Below are 16,598 nucleotides of genomic sequence, written 5' to 3' on the forward strand. Positions count from 1 at the left end.
GATATGTTCGATTTTTCACAGGAAGTTGACCGTCGCGGGACATGGTGTACGCAGTGGGATTATGTCGCCGATCGTTTTGGCGAAGCCGATCTGCTCCCCTTTACGATCTCGGATATGGATTTTGCCACCGCGCCGTGTATCCTGGAGGCGCTAAACCAGCGCCTTTCCCACGGTGTGCTGGGCTATAGCCGTTGGAAAAATGAGGCGTTTTTAGGGGCGATTACCCACTGGTTTGCGACACGCCATCAGACCACGATAGATGCCCACTCCCTCGTATACGGCCCCTCCGTTATCTATATGGCGTCCGAGCTTATCCGCCAGTGGTCCGACGAAGGCGATGGCGTGGTAGTTCATACCCCCGCTTACGATGCTTTTTATAAGGCGATTGAAGGCAACCATCGCATCGTCACTCCCGTCCCGCTGGAGAAAGAAGGCAACGCCTGGTATTGCGATATGGCCAAACTAGAGGCGGCGCTGGCGCGTCCGGAAAGCAAAATCCTGCTGCTGTGCAGTCCGCAAAATCCCACCGGTAAAGTGTGGACGCGTGACGAGCTGGAAACGATGTCAACGCTGTGCGAGCGCCATGGCGTACGGGTGATTTCCGATGAAATTCACATGGATATGGTATGGGGAAACCAGCCGCATATTCCCTGGAGCAATGTCGCGCGCGGAGACTGGGCGCTGCTCTCCTCCGGCTCGAAAAGCTTCAACATTCCGGCATTAACCGGCGCTTATGGAATCATTGAAAATAGTGAAAGCCGTGAACGCTATCTGGCCGCCTTAAAAGGGCGCGACGGCCTCTCTTCGCCAGCGGTGCTCTCGCTCACGGCGCATATTGCCGCGTATCAGCACGGCGCGACGTGGCTGGATGCGTTACGCGCCTCGCTGGCGGCTAATATGCGCTATATTGAGCAGGCGCTGAATGGCGCCTTTCCGACGTTGAACTGGCAAGCGCCGCCATCGACCTATCTGGCCTGGATTGATCTCCGTCCACTCGGCATTGACGATCAAAAATTACAGCACACGCTCATTCATCAGGAGAAAGTCGCCATTATGCCCGGCGATACCTATGGCGCCGAAGGCCGGGGATTTGTGCGTCTGAATGCCGGATGCCCTCGACTGAAACTTGAAAAAGGCGTCAACGGATTGATTAACGCTATCCGCACCGTTCGCTGATACTGTCTACAAGCGGTGGGCTGACCCTTTATCCTAAGATGCGATAACAGAGACAACCCCCGTGAGCTGACTGGGGGCGCGTTAAAGAGAATGATACAAAATTTCTCCCGCGCTCTCGCGAAGTTGCAACGTAATGACTCCGTTTTTGCAAAATTTCCAGAGGATTATCAATCTGTAGTATAATGGTGCGCACTTTTATTAAAAATTGAGTGCGCCCATGATTGATATTACGCTTCCTTTGACTGACATCCACCGCCACCTTGATGGCAACATTCGCGCCCAAACAATTCTGGATCTTGGTCGGCAGTTCAACATCGCCCTTCCCGCCCAAACGCTGGAAACGCTGATTCCGCATGTCCAGGTCACCTCAACCGAACCCGATTTAGTGAGCTTTCTCACGAAGCTCGATTGGGGGGTAAAAGTCCTGGCATCGCTTGACGCCTGCCGCCGTGTGGCCTTTGAAAATATTGAAGATGCCGCACGTAACGGCCTGCATTACGTCGAGCTTCGCTTTTCGCCCGGCTATATGGCGATGGCGCATCAGTTACCGATCGCAGGCGTGGTTGAAGCCGTTATCGACGGCGTACGCGACGGCTGTAACACGTTTGGCGTCGAGGCGCGACTCATTGGCATTATGAGCCGTACCTTCGGCGAGGCGGCATGTTTACAGGAGCTTGATGCGCTGCTGGCGCACAGAGAGAAAATCACCGCGCTGGATTTAGCCGGTGATGAGCTGGGCTTTCCCGGCAGTCTGTTTTTGTCACACTTTAATCGGGCGCGCGATGCGGGCTGGCATATTACCGTTCACGCAGGCGAAGCCGCAGGGCCGGAAAGTATCTGGCAGGCGATTCGCGAACTGGGGGCCGAACGTATCGGACATGGCGTAAAAGCTGTCGAAGATCGCGCGTTAATGGATTTTCTTGCACAGCAGCGTATCGGTATTGAATCCTGTCTGACCTCGAATATTCAGACCAGTACCGTCGCATCGCTGGCAGATCATCCGCTCAAAACCTTCCTTGAGCATGGCGTTCTCGCCAGTCTTAATACGGACGATCCGGCTGTTCAGGGCGTAGATATTATCCATGAATATCACGTCGCCGCGCCAGCGGCAGGATTGAGCCGCGAACAGATTCGCCAGGCGCAGATTAACGGTCTGGAAATCGCCTTTCTGAGCGATGGCGAAAAACGTGCGCTGCGCGAAAAAGTGGCCGCGGCGTAAAATTGCTTTATTGATGCTAACGCCCTCTCTCCGCCTGCGGTTTAATGCTATCCCAGGCGGAGAAATGCGACATCTCAGGCAAGACACAGCGTCGCGCGATGTTTTGCCGATTCCATGCCCAGTTCAATCAACTCCATAATTTGAATCGCCTGACTTGCCGGCACGGGATTTTCACCGTTACCGTTTAACGCATCGCGGATGGCGGCATAATATGCCGGATAGTTACCCGGCAACGTAAGCCAGTTTTCTTCTTTGCGCGTCTCTCCCTTAACCAGGGTCAATACGCCGTCACGCATGTCGTATCCCCAGTCTTCCTGCGGTAAACGCTCGCCGTTTTTTAACCGTTCTTCCTGGGGATCGAGGCCATATTTTACATAGCTACCGCGCGAACCATGAACGATGTATCGCGCGGATTCCGCCGCGGCCAGCATCGTACCGTGCAAAATCACGCGGCGCTGGGGGTAGGATAAAATCGCGTGGAAATAATCTGTAGATTGCGCGCCCGGACGCAGTTGCGCTAAATCCACCGTCATGCTGACGGGCAGGCCAAAAAGTTGAATGGCCTGATCCAACAAGTGCGGCGCCAGATCGTACCAGATACCACTTCCCGGCCCGCCTTGTTCGCGCCAGCGGTCGCGCACCTGGGGACGGAATCGATCAAAGTGGGATTCAAACAAGGACACCTCGCCGAGCACGCCATCCGCCAGCAAGGCTTTCAGCGTCAAAAAATCGCTGTCCCAACGTCGGTTGTGGAAGACGGAAAGTACCCGGCCAGTACTCCGCGCAAGCGCATCCAATTCTCGCGCCTGTGACAGTGTCACGGTAAAAGGTTTATCAACCACCACATGCTTACCGGCTTCCAGCGCAGCTTTCGCCAGCGGGAAATGGGTATCGTTGGGCGTCGGGATCACGACCAGGTCGATATGCGGATCGTTAAATAAGTGTCGGGGCTCAGAGACCACGGAGACCGCCGGCCAGTCTGCTTTCACTTTTGTTTCATCGCTGCTGGATACCGCCGCAAGCTCTAGCCCTGGCGTTCCCATAATTAAGGGCGCATGAAAGGTTTTACTGGCGTAGCCATAACCGATTAACCCAACGCGGATTTTGTCATTCATCTCACTGCCTCCGGTTTTAGATATCGCTATTCCACACCATCGTGCGACTAGCCGCAATAGCGTCCTGACCATCAACGTAGCATCAAATGATTAACTTGTTACAGAACAAAGGCTGAAATCGTTTCCCTCCCTCTTGCCGACCGTTCGCCAGGAAAGTAACATTTACCCTCTGTGTTTATGGATAAATCAAAGCAAATGTCGTCAATAATGAATCGTCTTATTGAATTAACTGGGTGGATAGTTCTCGTTATCTCAGTCATTCTTTTAGGTATTGCCAACCATATTGACAATTACCAACCACCAGAGCCCACGGCTTCCGTCCAGAAGAAGTAAGCGTCAGATAATGTAAAGGCATTTTCGCGTGGTACGGTAAGCGGCGCCCCGGGGGGTGCAAAGAAAAGTCAAAAACCGGCAAAAAAAACGAAATATGTCCTATCTGGTCTGACGTTTATTGCCTGTTGTAGGAAAGCGCGTTAACCTTTCGCCCCAGGCGCCATGTGGCGCCTGACTCTTTACCGGTAAGAATATTCCCTTTTTACCTGCACCCCTGACCTCTCACTGGTGCGGTTTTGTTTATTTTTTATCAGTGACTACTCCGTTGGCATTATATTTAATATGGATCAACTTTATATGACTGTTCAGGATTATCTATTAAAATTCCGCAAAATTAGTTCGCTCGAAAGTCTGGAAAAACTGTTCGACCACCTTAACTATACCCTTACTGATGACATGGACATTGTTAATATGTATCGCGCTGCAGATCACCGCCGTGCCGAACTGGTTTCCGGAGGACGCCTGTTTGATGTAGGTCAGGTTCCGCAATCCGTCTGGCGCTATGTGCAATAAAGAAAGTAGCGTTTAACATCAAAAACCTTATAATATTTGCCCCAAAATGAGCGGCATGACCGTTAACGCGCGTAACCCCGGAGAAGATATGACTACAACACCGCCACAACGAATTGGAGGCTGGCTTCTTGGCCCGTTAGCCTGGCTGTTAGTCGCGTTGTTGAGCGCCTCGCTGGCGTTATTACTCTACGTTATGGCGCTTGCCACACCGCAAACGTTCAAGACGCTTAGCGGACAGGAAACCGGTAATTTACTGCTATGGGGCATTTCATTTATTACCGCTATCGCCATGTGGTACTATACCCTGTGGTTGACGATCGCATTCTTCAAGCGCAGACGCTGCGTGCCGAAGCATTACATTATCTGGCTGCTGGTGTCGGTGTTACTGGCGGTTAAAGCATTTGCCTTTTCGCCCGTCTCAGATGCCTTTGCCGTGCGTCAGTTACTCTTCCCACTGTTGGCGACGGCGCTCATTGTGCCTTATCTCAAACGTTCAGCGCGCGTTAAAACAACGTTTGTTAATCCGTAATAACCCTACAGTTAACCTGTTGTCGCCTGTGGTAGTTTGACAGATAATAGGCGGCTTTTTTATTTCAGGCCGAAACATGACTGATTACCTGCTGCTCTTTGTCGGAACTGTACTGGTCAATAACTTTGTACTGGTCAAATTCCTGGGCCTTTGTCCCTTTATGGGCGTATCCAAAAAACTGGAAACCGCCATGGGGATGGGCCTCGCGACGACCTTTGTCATGACGCTGGCGTCGATATGCGCCTGGCTTATCGACACCTGGATACTTATTCCGCTGGATCTGATTTATCTGCGGACGCTGGCCTTTATCCTCGTCATTGCTGTGGTCGTGCAATTTACCGAAATGGTTGTACGGAAAACCAGCCCGGCGTTATACCGCTTGTTAGGCATCTTCTTACCACTGATTACCACTAACTGTGCGGTTCTGGGCGTAGCGTTACTGAATATTAATCTCGGTCATCACTTTCTTCAGTCGGCGCTGTACGGGTTTTCCGCCGCCGTCGGTTTTTCATTAGTGATGGTTCTGTTCGCCGCCATCCGCGAACGCCTTGCCGTGGCGGATGTGCCCGCCCCTTTTCGTGGTAACGCGATAGCATTGATTACCGCAGGATTAATGTCTTTGGCCTTTATGGGCTTTAGTGGTTTGGTGAAGTTGTAATGAATACTATCTGGATTGCCGTTGGCGCCCTGACCCTTCTGGGCCTGGTGTTCGGCGCCATTCTGGGTTATGCCTCCCGCCGATTCGCGGTTGAAGATGATCCGGTTGTTGAAAAAATCGATGCGATTTTGCCGCAGAGTCAGTGTGGTCAGTGCGGCTATCCCGGCTGTCGCCCCTACGCCGAAGCCGTGGGTCTCCAGGGCGAGAAAATCAATCGTTGCGCGCCCGGCGGCGAAGCCGTCATGCTGAAAATGGCAGAGCTGCTAAACGTAGAGCCGCAACCATGCGATGGTGAAGAACAGCAGGCTGCGCCAGTACGTATGCTGGCAGTTATTGATGAAAATAACTGCATTGGCTGCACAAAATGCATTCAGGCCTGCCCGGTTGACGCCATCGTTGGCGCAACGCGCGCCATGCACACGGTCATGAGCGATCTCTGTACTGGCTGTAATCTGTGCGTCGATCCGTGTCCGACGCACTGCATCGAATTACGTCCGGTGAATGAGACGCCCGACAGTTGGAAATGGGATTTGAACACCATTCCCGTTCGCATCATTCCCGTGGAACAACATGCTTAAACTATTTTCCGCTTTCAGAAAAGATAAAATCTGGGATTTCGACGGTGGTATTCATCCGCCCGAAATGAAGACCCAGTCAAACGGCACGCCGCTGCGCCAGGTGCCTTTAGCGCCGCGCTTCGTTATCCCTTTAAAACAGCACATTGGCGCTGAGGGCGAGCTGTGCGTTAGCGTCGGCGATCGCGTGCTACGCGGCCAGGCGCTTACCCGTGGACGTGGGAGAATGCTGCCGGTACACGCGCCCACCTCCGGGACGGTTATCGCTATTGCCCCCCACTCGACGGCGCATCCTTCGGCGCTGGCGGAGTTAAGCGTCATCATTGATGCCGACGGCGAGGACCGCTGGATTGAACGCGAGGGCTGGTCTGATTACCGCGCCCACAGCCGTGAAGCGCTCATTGAACGCATTCATCAGTATGGCGTTGCCGGGCTTGGCGGCGCGGGTTTTCCCACCGGCGTTAAATTGCAGGGCGGCGGCGATAAAATCACTACGCTTATTATCAATGCCGCAGAGTGCGAACCTTACATTACGGCGGACGATCGTCTGATGCAGGACTGCGCCGCGCAGATTGTGGAAGGTATTCGCATCCTGGCGCATATTCTGCAACCGCGTGAGGTATTAATCGGCATTGAAGATAACAAACCGCAGGCTATTTCCATGCTGCGCGCCGTACTGGCTGACGCCCACGATATTTCGTTACGTGTGATCCCAACCAAATACCCTTCCGGCGGCGCAAAACAGCTCACCCAAATACTGACGGGAAAACAGGTTCCCCACGGCGGGCGCTCCTCTGATATTGGCGTGCTGATGCAAAACGTCGGTACGGCTTATGCCGTTAAACGCGCCGTGGTTGACGGCGAACCGATCACAGAACGCGTTGTCACCTTAACGGGTGAAGCGGTAAGCCGTCCGGGTAACGTCTGGGCTCGGCTCGGCACTCCCGTTCGTCATTTGCTTAACGATGCCGGGTTCTGCCCTTCTGCTGACCAGATGGTCATCATGGGCGGCCCGTTGATGGGATTCACCCTTCCCTGGCTTGACGTACCGGTCGTAAAAATCACCAACTGCTTGCTGGCGCCATCCGTGACTGAAATGGGAGCGCCTCAGGAAGAGAAAAGCTGTATTCGTTGCAGCGCTTGCGCTGACGCTTGCCCTGCCGACCTTTTACCGCAGCAGCTTTATTGGTTCAGCAAAGGGCAGCAGCATGACAAGGCTACCGCACACCATATTGCTGATTGTATAGAATGCGGTGCCTGCGCCTGGGTCTGCCCGAGTAATATTCCGCTCGTCCAATATTTCCGTCAGGAAAAAGCGGAGATTAATGCGATCAGGCTTGAAGAAAAACGCGCCGCCGAAGCCAAAGCACGTTTTGAGGCTCGTCAGGCAAGACTGGAGCGCGAAAAAGCCGCCCGCCTTGCACGTCATAAGAGCGCAGCGGTACAACCAGCGGCAAAAGATCAGGATGCCATTGCCGCTGCGCTGGCGCGGGTAAAAGAGAAACAGGCGCAGGCCACGCAACCGGTGGTTATTCAGGCGGGTAGTCTGCCAGACAATAGCGCCGTCATCGCGGCCCGTGAAGCGCGTAAAGCGCAAGCGCGCGCTAAACAAGCCGCTCATCCGATGGCTGACAGCGCGCTACCCGGCGACGACCCGCGTAAAGCTGCAGTGGAGGCAGCCATCGCCCGCGCCAAAGCCCGCAAGCAGGAGCAGCAGACCGGAAGCGAACCTGCCGAACCGGTCGACCCGCGTAAAGCTGCAGTGGAGGCAGCTATCGCCCGCGCCAAAGCCCGCAAACAGGAGCAGCAGGCCGGAAGCGAACCTGCCGAACCGGTCGATCCGCGTAAAGCCGCGGTGGAGGCGGCTATCGCCCGCGCCAAAGCCCGCAAGCAGGAGCAGCAGGCCGGAAGCGAACCTGCCGAACCGGTCGATCCGCGTAAAGCCGCGGTGGAAGCGGCCATCGCCCGCGCCAAAGCCCGTAAGCAGGAGCAGCAGACCGGAAGCGAACCTGCCGAACCGATCGATCCGCGTAAAGCCGCGGTGGAGGCGGCTATCGCCCGCGCCAAAGCCCGTAAGCAGGAGCAGCAGGCTGGAAGCGAACCTGCCGAACCGATCGATCCGCGTAAAGCCGCAGTGGAGGCGGCTATCGCCCGCGCCAAAGCCCGTAAACAGGAGCAGCAGACCGGAAGCGAACCTGCCGAACCGGTAGACCCGCGTAAAGCCGCGGTTGCTGCGGCTATCGCCCGCGTTCAGGCAAAAAAAGCAGCACAGCAGCAGGTTGTTAACGAGGACTAAATGGTATTCAGAATCGCAAGCTCGCCTTATACCCATAACCAGCGCCAGACATCGCGAATCATGTTGCTGGTATTAATCGCCGCTCTGCCGGGGATTGCCGCGCAGACGTGGTTTTTTGGTTGGGGAACGCTTTTCCAGATCGTTCTGGCTGCCATCACGGCGCTCGTCGCAGAAGCCATTGTCCTTAGACTGCGCAAACAATCGGTCGCCAGTCACCTGCAGGATTATTCCGCGTTATTGACGGGGCTTTTGCTGGCGGTCAGCATCCCTCCGCTTGCGCCCTGGTGGATGGTCGTGCTGGGAACCGGATTCGCCATTATTATCGCTAAACAGTTATATGGCGGGCTGGGACAAAACCCCTTTAATCCGGCCATGATCGGCTACGTGGTGCTATTAATTTCCTTTCCGGTGCAAATGACAAGCTGGTTGCCGCCTTATGAAATAGCCGCAACAACGCCCGATATGCTGGACACGTTGCGGATGATTTTTACCGGGCATACCGCCAGCGGCGGCGATATGACACTGCTACGTATTGGTATTGACGGTATCAGCCAGGCGACGCCGCTGGATACGTTTAAAACGTCCTTGCGCGCCGGACATTCCGTTGAGCAAATTATGCAGTACCCGATATACAGCGGCGCGCTGGCCGGCGTGGGCTGGCAGTGGGTTAACCTCGCCTGGCTTGTCGGCGGCGTATTCCTGCTGTGGCAAAAAGCTATCCGCTGGCATATCCCGGTCAGTTTTCTGCTGACGCTGGCACTATGCGCCGCGTTAGGTTGGCTTTTCTCGCCCGCTACGCTGGCCTCGCCGCAGCTTCATCTGCTGTCAGGCGCCACCATGCTGGGCGCATTTTTTATCTTGACGGATCCGGTTACCGCCTCCACGACCAACCGTGGACGTTTAATTTTCGGCGCGCTGGCTGGGGTATTAGTGTGGCTGATTCGTAGCTTCGGCGGCTATCCGGACGGCGTTGCTTTTGCTGTCCTGTTGGCGAATATCACGGTTCCTCTGATCGACTACTACACGCGCCCCCGCGTCTATGGACATCGCAAAGGATAAACCATGCTGAAAACGATTCGTAAACACGGTATTACGCTGGCGCTTTTTGCCGCAGGCTCTACGGGATTGACCGCGGTGATTAATCAGATGACAAAATCAACCATCCACGAACAAGCGCTGCAACAACAGCATGCCCTGTTCGATCAGGTATTGCCGCCAGATCGTTACAATAATAATCTGCAAGAGAGTTGTTATCTGGTCGATGCGCCCGCCCTCGGCAAAGGCACACACCGTGTTTTTATCGCTCGCAAGGATGATAAACCCGTAGCGGCCATCATTGAGGCCACCGCGCCAGATGGCTATTCCGGCGCTATCCAGCTTATTGTTGGCGCAGATTTCAACGGTACCGTCCTGGGGACGCGTGTGACGGAACATCATGAGACGCCAGGGTTAGGTGATAAAATTGAGCGCCGTTTGTCTGACTGGATTACCCACTTTAGCGGTAAAACCATCAGCGGTGAAAATGATACGCACTGGGCGGTGAAAAAAGATGGCGGTGATTTTGATCAATTTACCGGGGCGACAATAACGCCGCGCGCCGTAGTGAATGCGGTTAAACGCGCCGGGCTGTACGCCGAATCACTGCCCGCTCAGCTCCCCCATTTAACCGCCTGTGGAGAATAGCCATGAGCGAAATAAAAGACATTGTTGTTCAGGGGTTATGGAAAAATAACTCTGCTCTGGTGCAGCTACTTGGCCTGTGCCCTTTACTGGCGGTGACGTCTACGGCAACCAACGCTCTGGGACTGGGTCTGGCCACAACGCTGGTATTAACGCTGACCAACCTTACGGTGTCCGCACTACGTCGCTGGACGCCGGCAGAAATCCGTATCCCGATTTACGTCATGATCATTGCCTCGGTGGTAAGCGCAGTACAGATGCTGATCAATGCGTATGCGTTCGGTTTGTATCAGTCTTTAGGGATTTTTATTCCGCTGATTGTAACGAACTGCATTGTTGTTGGTCGCGCCGAAGCGTTTGCCGCGAAAAAAGGACCGTGGCTTTCCGCGTTGGACGGTTTTTCCATCGGCATGGGCGCGACAGGCGCGATGTTCGTGCTGGGCTCACTGCGCGAGATCCTCGGGAATGGTACGCTTTTCGATGGCGCGGATAGCCTGCTGGGAGGCTGGGCAAAAGTATTACGGGTCGAGATATTTCACACCGACTCGCCTTTCCTGCTGGCGATGCTGCCGCCAGGCGCGTTTATCGGTCTGGGGCTCATGCTGGCGGTAAAATATCTTATTGATGAAAAAATGAAGAAACGCCGCGCCGAAACCGCGCCTTCCGCTGTTCCGGCAGGTGAAACAGGGAAAGTCTGATGAACAAAGCAAAAAGGCTGGAAATTCTGACGCGCCTGCGCGACAACAATCCGCACCCCACAACGGAACTCAATTTCACGTCGCCGTTTGAGTTGCTGATTGCCGTGTTGCTTTCCGCGCAGGCAACCGACGTCAGCGTGAACAAGGCTACCGCCAAACTTTACCCGGTCGCCAATACGCCAGCCGCGATGCTGGAACTGGGCGTAGAAGGCGTGAAATCCTATATCAAAACCATCGGTTTATTTAACAGTAAAGCGGAAAACGTGATTAAGACCTGCCGTATTTTACTGGACAAGCATAATGGCGAAGTGCCGGAGGATCGGGCGGCGCTGGAAGCGCTTCCCGGCGTGGGGCGTAAAACCGCTAACGTGGTGCTAAATACCGCCTTCGGCTGGCCGACCATCGCCGTTGATACGCATATATTTCGTGTATGCAACCGAACACAGTTCGCACCGGGTAAAAATGTCGAGCAGGTAGAAGAGAAATTACTGAAAGTGGTGCCGAATGAGTTCAAAGTGGACTGCCATCACTGGTTAATTTTGCATGGCCGCTATACCTGTATCGCCCGAAAACCCCGCTGCGGCTCCTGCCTCATTGAAGACCTTTGCGAATACAAAGAAAAAGTCGATATTTGATATGCCCGGAGCGCGTCCGTCACGCCAGCGCGCTCCCACCTGCGGCCTGGATCTATTTTAGCCATCAATCATTCCAGTCTCTGTCCTTTTTCTGATGTAATGTGCTTTCGTTTTCCCTCCACGTCAGGTTAATCATTTTTTTAATCGCAAAAATTTCTATCTATCCGTGATCAGGATCACTTTGATAACTTCATGTGAAATTTAATGACATCTAAGGTTACATTTACAACCGGATAGACTGACGCCCTGTTTTCAATACAAAATATTACTCTGCCATTTTTTCAGATAATGGCCTATATCACTGCTTTTCACCTTAAATAGCAGAAGATATCGCCTTTCACCCAAACCAATGGCCTTTTTGCAGTGTAAAAATCTGCCATTCTTCAAATGAAGAAATTTAACGCTGGATAACATTTCTGACATCGGACGATTCAACCAGAAGAGTTATATGTAACAGATTATTACAAAGCTCTTGTCTGGAGAGGAAAGATAGTGAACATTACCTGCCGTTTCCCCTCCAATATAACAATCGGACGGATGAGTCTGACTCATCACGCGCCAGACAATCCCTGTTAATACGGGGCGTAAAAAAGAGGTAAAAGTGTCTACTGCAAACAAAAAACCAACTGAAAGCGTCAGTTTGAACGCTTTCAAACAACCGAAGGCGTTCTATCTCATCTTCTCGATAGAGTTATGGGAGCGTTTTGGTTATTACGGCCTGCAAGGCATTATGGCCGTCTACCTGGTAAAACAACTGGGTATGTCAGAAGCGGATTCCATCACCCTTTTCTCTTCCTTCAGTGCGCTGGTGTACGGCCTGGTCGCCATTGGCGGTTGGTTAGGTGATAAAATTCTGGGCACCAAACGCGTTATTATGCTGGGTGCCGTGGTGCTGGCTATCGGTTATGCGCTGGTCGCATGGTCTGGTCATGACGCTGGCATCGTCTATATGGGCATGGCGGCTATCGCTGTGGGTAACGGTCTGTTTAAAGCTAACCCGTCTTCCCTGCTGTCTACCTGTTACGCGAAGGACGATCCGCGTCTCGACGGCGCATTTACGATGTATTATATGTCCGTCAACATCGGCTCCTTCTTCTCTATGCTGGCTACGCCGTGGCTGGCGGCGCGTTATGGCTGGAGCACCGCGTTTGCGCTTAGCGTCGTCGGTATGCTGATAACCGTCGTTAACTTTGCTTTCTGCCAGCGCTGGGTGAAAAGCTACGGTTCCAAACCCGACTTTGAACCGATCAACTTCCGTAATCTGCTGCTGACAATCGTGGGTATTGTCGTTCTGATTGCGGTCGCCACCTGGCTGCTGCACAACCAGGATATCGCGCGTATGGTGCTGGGCGTAATCGCTCTTGGCATCGTCATTATCTTCGGTAAAGAAGCGTTTTCCATGCACGGCGCGGCTCGCCGTAAAATGATCGTCGCCTTTATTTTGATGCTGCAGGCGATTATCTTCTTCGTACTGTACAGCCAGATGCCGACGTCGCTGAACTTCTTTGCCATTCGTAACGTCGAGCACTCTATTCTCGGTATCGCGTTCGAACCGGAACAGTATCAGGCGCTGAACCCATTCTGGATCATTATCGGCAGCCCGATTCTGGCTGCTATCTATAACAGGATGGGCGATACGCTGCCGATGCCAATGAAATTCGCCATTGGTATGGTGCTGTGTTCCGGCGCGTTCCTGATTCTGCCGCTGGGCGCCAAATTTGCGAACGATGCCGGCATCGTATCCGTAAACTGGCTGATCGCAAGCTACGGCCTGCAAAGTATCGGTGAGCTGATGATCTCCGGTCTGGGACTGGCAATGGTCGCACAGTTGGTTCCGCAGCGTCTGATGGGCTTCATCATGGGTAGCTGGTTCCTGACAACGGCAGGCGCTAACATCATCGGCGGTTATGTCGCCAACCTGATGGCTGTGCCGAGCGACGTGACTGACCCACTGATGTCCCTGGAAGTCTATGGTCGCGTATTTATGCAGATTGGCATAGCAACCGCCGTTATCGCCATCCTGATGCTGCTGACAGCGCCTAAGCTGAACCGTATGACCCAGGACGATGATAACGCTGAAAAAGGCTCTAAAGCCGCTACAGTTTAATTTTCCGGGAAACAACATTCAGGCCGCTAACTGTGCGTTAGCGGCTTTTTTTTTGCTCGTCCCCGCACTACCATACTTTAAACCTCAGCAAAAAGGAGTTACCGATGAAACTGTTCTACAAACCGGGTGCCTGCTCTCTTGCTTCCCACATTACCCTGCGCGAAATTGGCAAAGACTTTACGCTTGATGGCGTCGATCTCGCAAAAAAACGCCTGGAAAATGGTGATGATTACCTGGCAGTCAACCCTAAAGGACAGGTTCCGGCTCTGCTGCTGGATGACGGCACACTGTTGACTGAAGGCGTCGCCATTATGCAGTACCTCGCAGACAGCGTTCCCGACCGCCAGCTTCTGGCGCCGGTAAGTAGTCTTGCTCGCTATCATACGCTGGAATGGCTCAACTATATTGCAACGGAACTGCATAAAGGCTTTACCCCGCTGTTCCGCCCTGACACGCCGGAAACACTTAAACCCGCCGTTCGCGCCGGTCTGGAAAAGAAATTGCAGTATGTGGATGAGTCGCTTTCAGACGACCAGTGGATTTGCGGCCAGCGTTTTACCATCGCAGACGCTTATCTGTTTACCGTATTGCGTTGGGCCTATGGCGTAAAACTGAATATGGACGGGTTGACGCATATTGATAGTTATATGCAGCGTGTCGCAAAAAGACCGACCGTTGCGGCAGCGCTTAAAGCGGAAGGACTGAATTAATGTCATGTTGCCGGATAGCTCACTGTAGCGCCATCCGGCCTCTTTTTAGCAGCAATAATTACAGCCGCGTTGCGCTGAAGTAATGTTCAGGGTTAGCGATCCTGTCCTGGGCCGCCACGACCTGCAGTTCGTACTCCTGCATCGTTTTGGTGGCGATCATAATCTCATAGACTGCCGCCGTAACGTGCTCCAGCGCCTGCTGCAACGTCGCGCCCTGCAAAAGTTTGACCAGCAATAAACCACTGGTGACATCGCCAACGCCAACCGGCTGACGTGAGCCGAAATCCACCAGCGGACGGCTAATATGCCAGGCTTCCTGTGCCGTCACCAGCAGCATTTCAAAGCGTTCTGAACTGTAACCGGCGCGGGCGAGATGTTTTACCAGTACAATTTCTGGCCCCTGAGCAATCAGTTCACGCGCCGCCTGCACGGCGTCATTCACATTATTCACGCTATGTTTGCTGAGAATTTCCAGTTCAATCAGGTTAGGCGCGATAATATCGCTGGCGGGTAGCGCATAACGCACATGGAACTCTGCGACGCCAGGCGCCACGATACAGCCCTTTTCCGGATGCCCCATCACGGGATCGCAGAAATATTTTGCCTGCGGATTTGCCGCTTTAACCTGGCGCACAATACCGAGAATGTGTTCTCCCTGCTCGGCAGATCCCAGGTAACCGCTAAGTACGGCGTCGCAGTGCGCTAACTGGCCAATGTCCGCAATCCCCTGGACAATCTCAGTCAGATGGCTGGGCGGCATGACACAGCCGGTCCATTTACCATATTGCGTGTGGTTAGAAAACTGAACGGTATTCAGCGGCCAAACATTCGCGCCAAGACGGCGCATGGGAAATTCGGCGGCGCTGTTGCCCGCATGTCCGAAAACAACATGGGACTGGATAGCGAGGATATTCTTCATTTTTTTACCTGAACATCAAAAATAAGGGAGTGATTTCTCACTCCCTGTTACTTAATGCCTTATTTCCAGCAAATCAGACAATAGTTCTTTTTGCCGCGACGTAATAAGGTATAGCGGCCAAACAGACGGTCCTCATCGTTAAAGATGTATTCAGGATCGGATTGTTTCTCACCATTGATAGTGACAGCGTTGGAGGCGATAGTCTTACGCGCCTGACCACGCGACGGCTGGAGTTCGGCGTCTACCAACGCCTGCATCAGGTCGGCGCCTTTTTCCATTTCAACCATCGGTACGCCGTCCTGCGCCAACTGCTCAAAGTCAGCTTCGCTCAGCGCGCTCAGTGAACCGCTGAACAGGCATTCAGTGATCCGTTTCGCCGCAACCAGCCCCTCTTCACCATGAACCAGGCGCGTCACCTGCTCGGCCAGCACATACTGCGCGCGCGGCGCTTTACCGCTGTTTTTATCTTCTTCTTCCAGGGCATTGATCTCTTCAATATCCATAAAAGTGAAGAATTTCAGGAAGCGATAAACATCGGCATCTGCGGTGTTAATCCAGAACTGGTAGAATTTGTACGGACTTGTTTTCTTCGGATCCAGCCAGACAGCGCCGCCTTCGGTTTTACCGAATTTCGTGCCGTCAGCTTTGGTGATCAGCGGAACGGTCAAACCAAATACCTGATTCTGGTGCAGGCGACGGGTCAGGTCGATACCGGAAGTGATGTTCCCCCACTGGTCAGAACCGCCAATCTGTAAGGCAACGCCGTGCAGTTTATTCAGACAAGCGAAGTCGTACCCCTGTAGCAGGTTATAAGAGAACTCCGTGAAAGAGATACCCTGATCGTCACGGTTCAGACGCTGCTTCACCGCTTCTTTGTTGATCATCTGATTAACGGAAAAATGTTTACCGATATCGCGCAGGAAAGTCAGCACATTCATGCTGCCGAACCAGTCATAGTTATTGGCCGCGATGGCGGAGTTTTCGCCGCAATCAAAGTCCAGGAATGGGGCAACCTGTTTACGAATTTTCGCCACCCACTCCTGAACGGTCTCTTCAGTGTTCAGTTTACGCTCGGCGGCTTTGAAGCTCGGGTCGCCAATCAGACCGGTCGCGCCGCCTACCAGCGCAACAGGTTTGTGCCCTGCCTGCTGGAAGCGTTTCAGGCATAACAATGGAACCAGATGCCCCAAATGCAAGCTGTCAGCGGTAGGATCGAAGCCGCAATAGAGCGCGATCGGGCCTTGCGCCAGTCGCTCTGCCAACGCGTCTTCGTCCGTCACCTGGGCTACCAGCCCCCGCTCTTGCAATTGTTTAATCAAGTTACTGCTTGCCATCAAAATCTCCATGTATAAAACGACTGCACCTTTGCCGGTACACGACTTTTCGCCAGACGCGAAAGAGACATAGCATAAAACGGCGGATTCATCCGCACCAG

Annotated in this window: 17 protein-coding genes; 14 read left to right on the plus strand and 3 right to left on the minus strand. The window is 53.4% G+C overall.

Annotated elements, in window-relative coordinates; genetic code table 11:
- Nucleotides 1-3: 3 nt before the first annotated feature.
- Entirely contained in the window at nucleotides 4-1,176 is a 1,173-nt protein-coding gene (locus NAZ64_RS02320; protein ID WP_024798052.1) for a MalY/PatB family protein, read from the plus strand.
- Between the two features lie 217 nt (nucleotides 1,177-1,393).
- Nucleotides 1,394-2,395: an adenosine deaminase gene (gene add, locus NAZ64_RS02325; RefSeq protein WP_000565565.1), complete on the plus strand. Its 1,002-nt coding sequence runs from the start codon at nucleotides 1,394-1,396 to the stop codon at nucleotides 2,393-2,395.
- Between the two features lie 74 nt (nucleotides 2,396-2,469).
- On the opposite strand, the gene NAZ64_RS02330 is transcribed toward add, so the two are convergent.
- The gene (locus NAZ64_RS02330) at nucleotides 2,470-3,510 is read right to left on the minus strand and encodes an oxidoreductase (RefSeq protein WP_483640867.1); all 1,041 of its coding nucleotides are present in this window, start codon (nucleotides 3,508-3,510) and stop codon (nucleotides 2,470-2,472) included.
- Nucleotides 3,511-3,717: 207 nt separating this feature from the next.
- Between NAZ64_RS02330 and blr the strand changes: the two genes are divergently transcribed.
- The 12 genes from blr (at nucleotide 3,718) to gstA (ending at nucleotide 14,244) form a co-directional block, all read left to right on the plus strand.
- Entirely contained in the window at nucleotides 3,718-3,843 is a 126-nt protein-coding gene (gene blr, locus NAZ64_RS02335) for a division septum protein Blr (protein WP_001708800.1), read from the plus strand.
- Nucleotides 3,844-4,140: 297 nt separating this feature from the next.
- Nucleotides 4,141-4,356, plus strand: coding sequence for a transcription modulator YdgT (ydgT, locus tag NAZ64_RS02340; RefSeq protein WP_000217946.1), 216 nt, complete (start codon nucleotides 4,141-4,143; stop codon nucleotides 4,354-4,356).
- A gap of 88 nt (nucleotides 4,357-4,444) precedes the next feature.
- Nucleotides 4,445-4,885 (plus strand): DUF2569 domain-containing protein, encoded by a 441-nt coding sequence (locus NAZ64_RS02345; protein ID WP_000214061.1) that lies wholly within the window; start codon nucleotides 4,445-4,447, stop codon nucleotides 4,883-4,885.
- Nucleotides 4,886-4,961: 76 nt separating this feature from the next.
- Nucleotides 4,962-5,543, plus strand: a complete 582-nt coding sequence (gene rsxA, locus NAZ64_RS02350) for an electron transport complex subunit RsxA (RefSeq protein WP_000133179.1) — start codon at nucleotides 4,962-4,964, stop codon at nucleotides 5,541-5,543.
- Nucleotides 5,543-6,121 carry an electron transport complex subunit RsxB gene (rsxB, locus tag NAZ64_RS02355; protein ID WP_001092600.1) on the plus strand — a complete coding sequence of 193 codons (579 nt, stop codon included), beginning with the start codon at nucleotides 5,543-5,545 and terminating at the stop codon, nucleotides 6,119-6,121. The genes rsxA and rsxB overlap by 1 nt, the downstream gene beginning before the upstream one ends.
- Entirely contained in the window at nucleotides 6,114-8,414 is a 2,301-nt protein-coding gene (gene rsxC / locus NAZ64_RS02360) for an electron transport complex subunit RsxC (protein ID WP_220569217.1), read from the plus strand. The genes rsxB and rsxC overlap by 8 nt, the downstream gene beginning before the upstream one ends.
- Nucleotides 8,415-9,473 (plus strand): electron transport complex subunit RsxD, encoded by a 1,059-nt coding sequence (rsxD, locus tag NAZ64_RS02365; RefSeq protein ID WP_000231891.1) that lies wholly within the window; start codon nucleotides 8,415-8,417, stop codon nucleotides 9,471-9,473.
- Between the two features lie 3 nt (nucleotides 9,474-9,476).
- Complete coding sequence (gene rsxG, locus NAZ64_RS02370) at nucleotides 9,477-10,097, plus strand: electron transport complex subunit RsxG (RefSeq protein ID WP_000920822.1); 621 nt, start codon at nucleotides 9,477-9,479, stop codon at nucleotides 10,095-10,097.
- Nucleotides 10,098-10,099: 2 nt separating this feature from the next.
- A complete protein-coding gene (locus NAZ64_RS02375; RefSeq protein ID WP_001289628.1) occupies nucleotides 10,100-10,792 on the plus strand; it encodes an electron transport complex subunit E in 693 nt (230 codons plus the stop codon).
- Entirely contained in the window at nucleotides 10,792-11,427 is a 636-nt protein-coding gene (nth, locus tag NAZ64_RS02380) for an endonuclease III (RefSeq protein WP_001030318.1), read from the plus strand. Before NAZ64_RS02375 ends, nth begins: the two co-directional genes overlap by 1 nt.
- Before the next feature lie 601 nt (nucleotides 11,428-12,028).
- The gene (gene dtpA, locus NAZ64_RS02385; RefSeq protein ID WP_000100909.1) at nucleotides 12,029-13,534 is read left to right on the plus strand and encodes a dipeptide/tripeptide permease DtpA; all 1,506 of its coding nucleotides are present in this window, start codon (nucleotides 12,029-12,031) and stop codon (nucleotides 13,532-13,534) included.
- A 104-nt stretch (nucleotides 13,535-13,638) separates the two neighbouring features.
- Nucleotides 13,639-14,244 (plus strand): glutathione transferase GstA, encoded by a 606-nt coding sequence (gene gstA, locus NAZ64_RS02390; protein WP_220569218.1) that lies wholly within the window; start codon nucleotides 13,639-13,641, stop codon nucleotides 14,242-14,244.
- 58 nt (nucleotides 14,245-14,302) lie between these two features.
- On the opposite strand, the gene pdxY is transcribed toward gstA, so the two are convergent.
- Both pdxY and tyrS read right to left on the minus strand, forming a co-directional pair.
- Complete coding sequence (gene pdxY, locus NAZ64_RS02395; RefSeq protein ID WP_000789736.1) at nucleotides 14,303-15,163, minus strand: pyridoxal kinase PdxY; 861 nt, start codon at nucleotides 15,161-15,163, stop codon at nucleotides 14,303-14,305.
- Between the two features lie 59 nt (nucleotides 15,164-15,222).
- Complete coding sequence (tyrS, locus tag NAZ64_RS02400; protein ID WP_000168626.1) at nucleotides 15,223-16,497, minus strand: tyrosine--tRNA ligase; 1,275 nt, start codon at nucleotides 16,495-16,497, stop codon at nucleotides 15,223-15,225.
- Between the last annotated feature and the right edge of the window lie 101 nt (nucleotides 16,498-16,598).

This window comes from Salmonella sp. A1325, assembly GCF_056991255.1.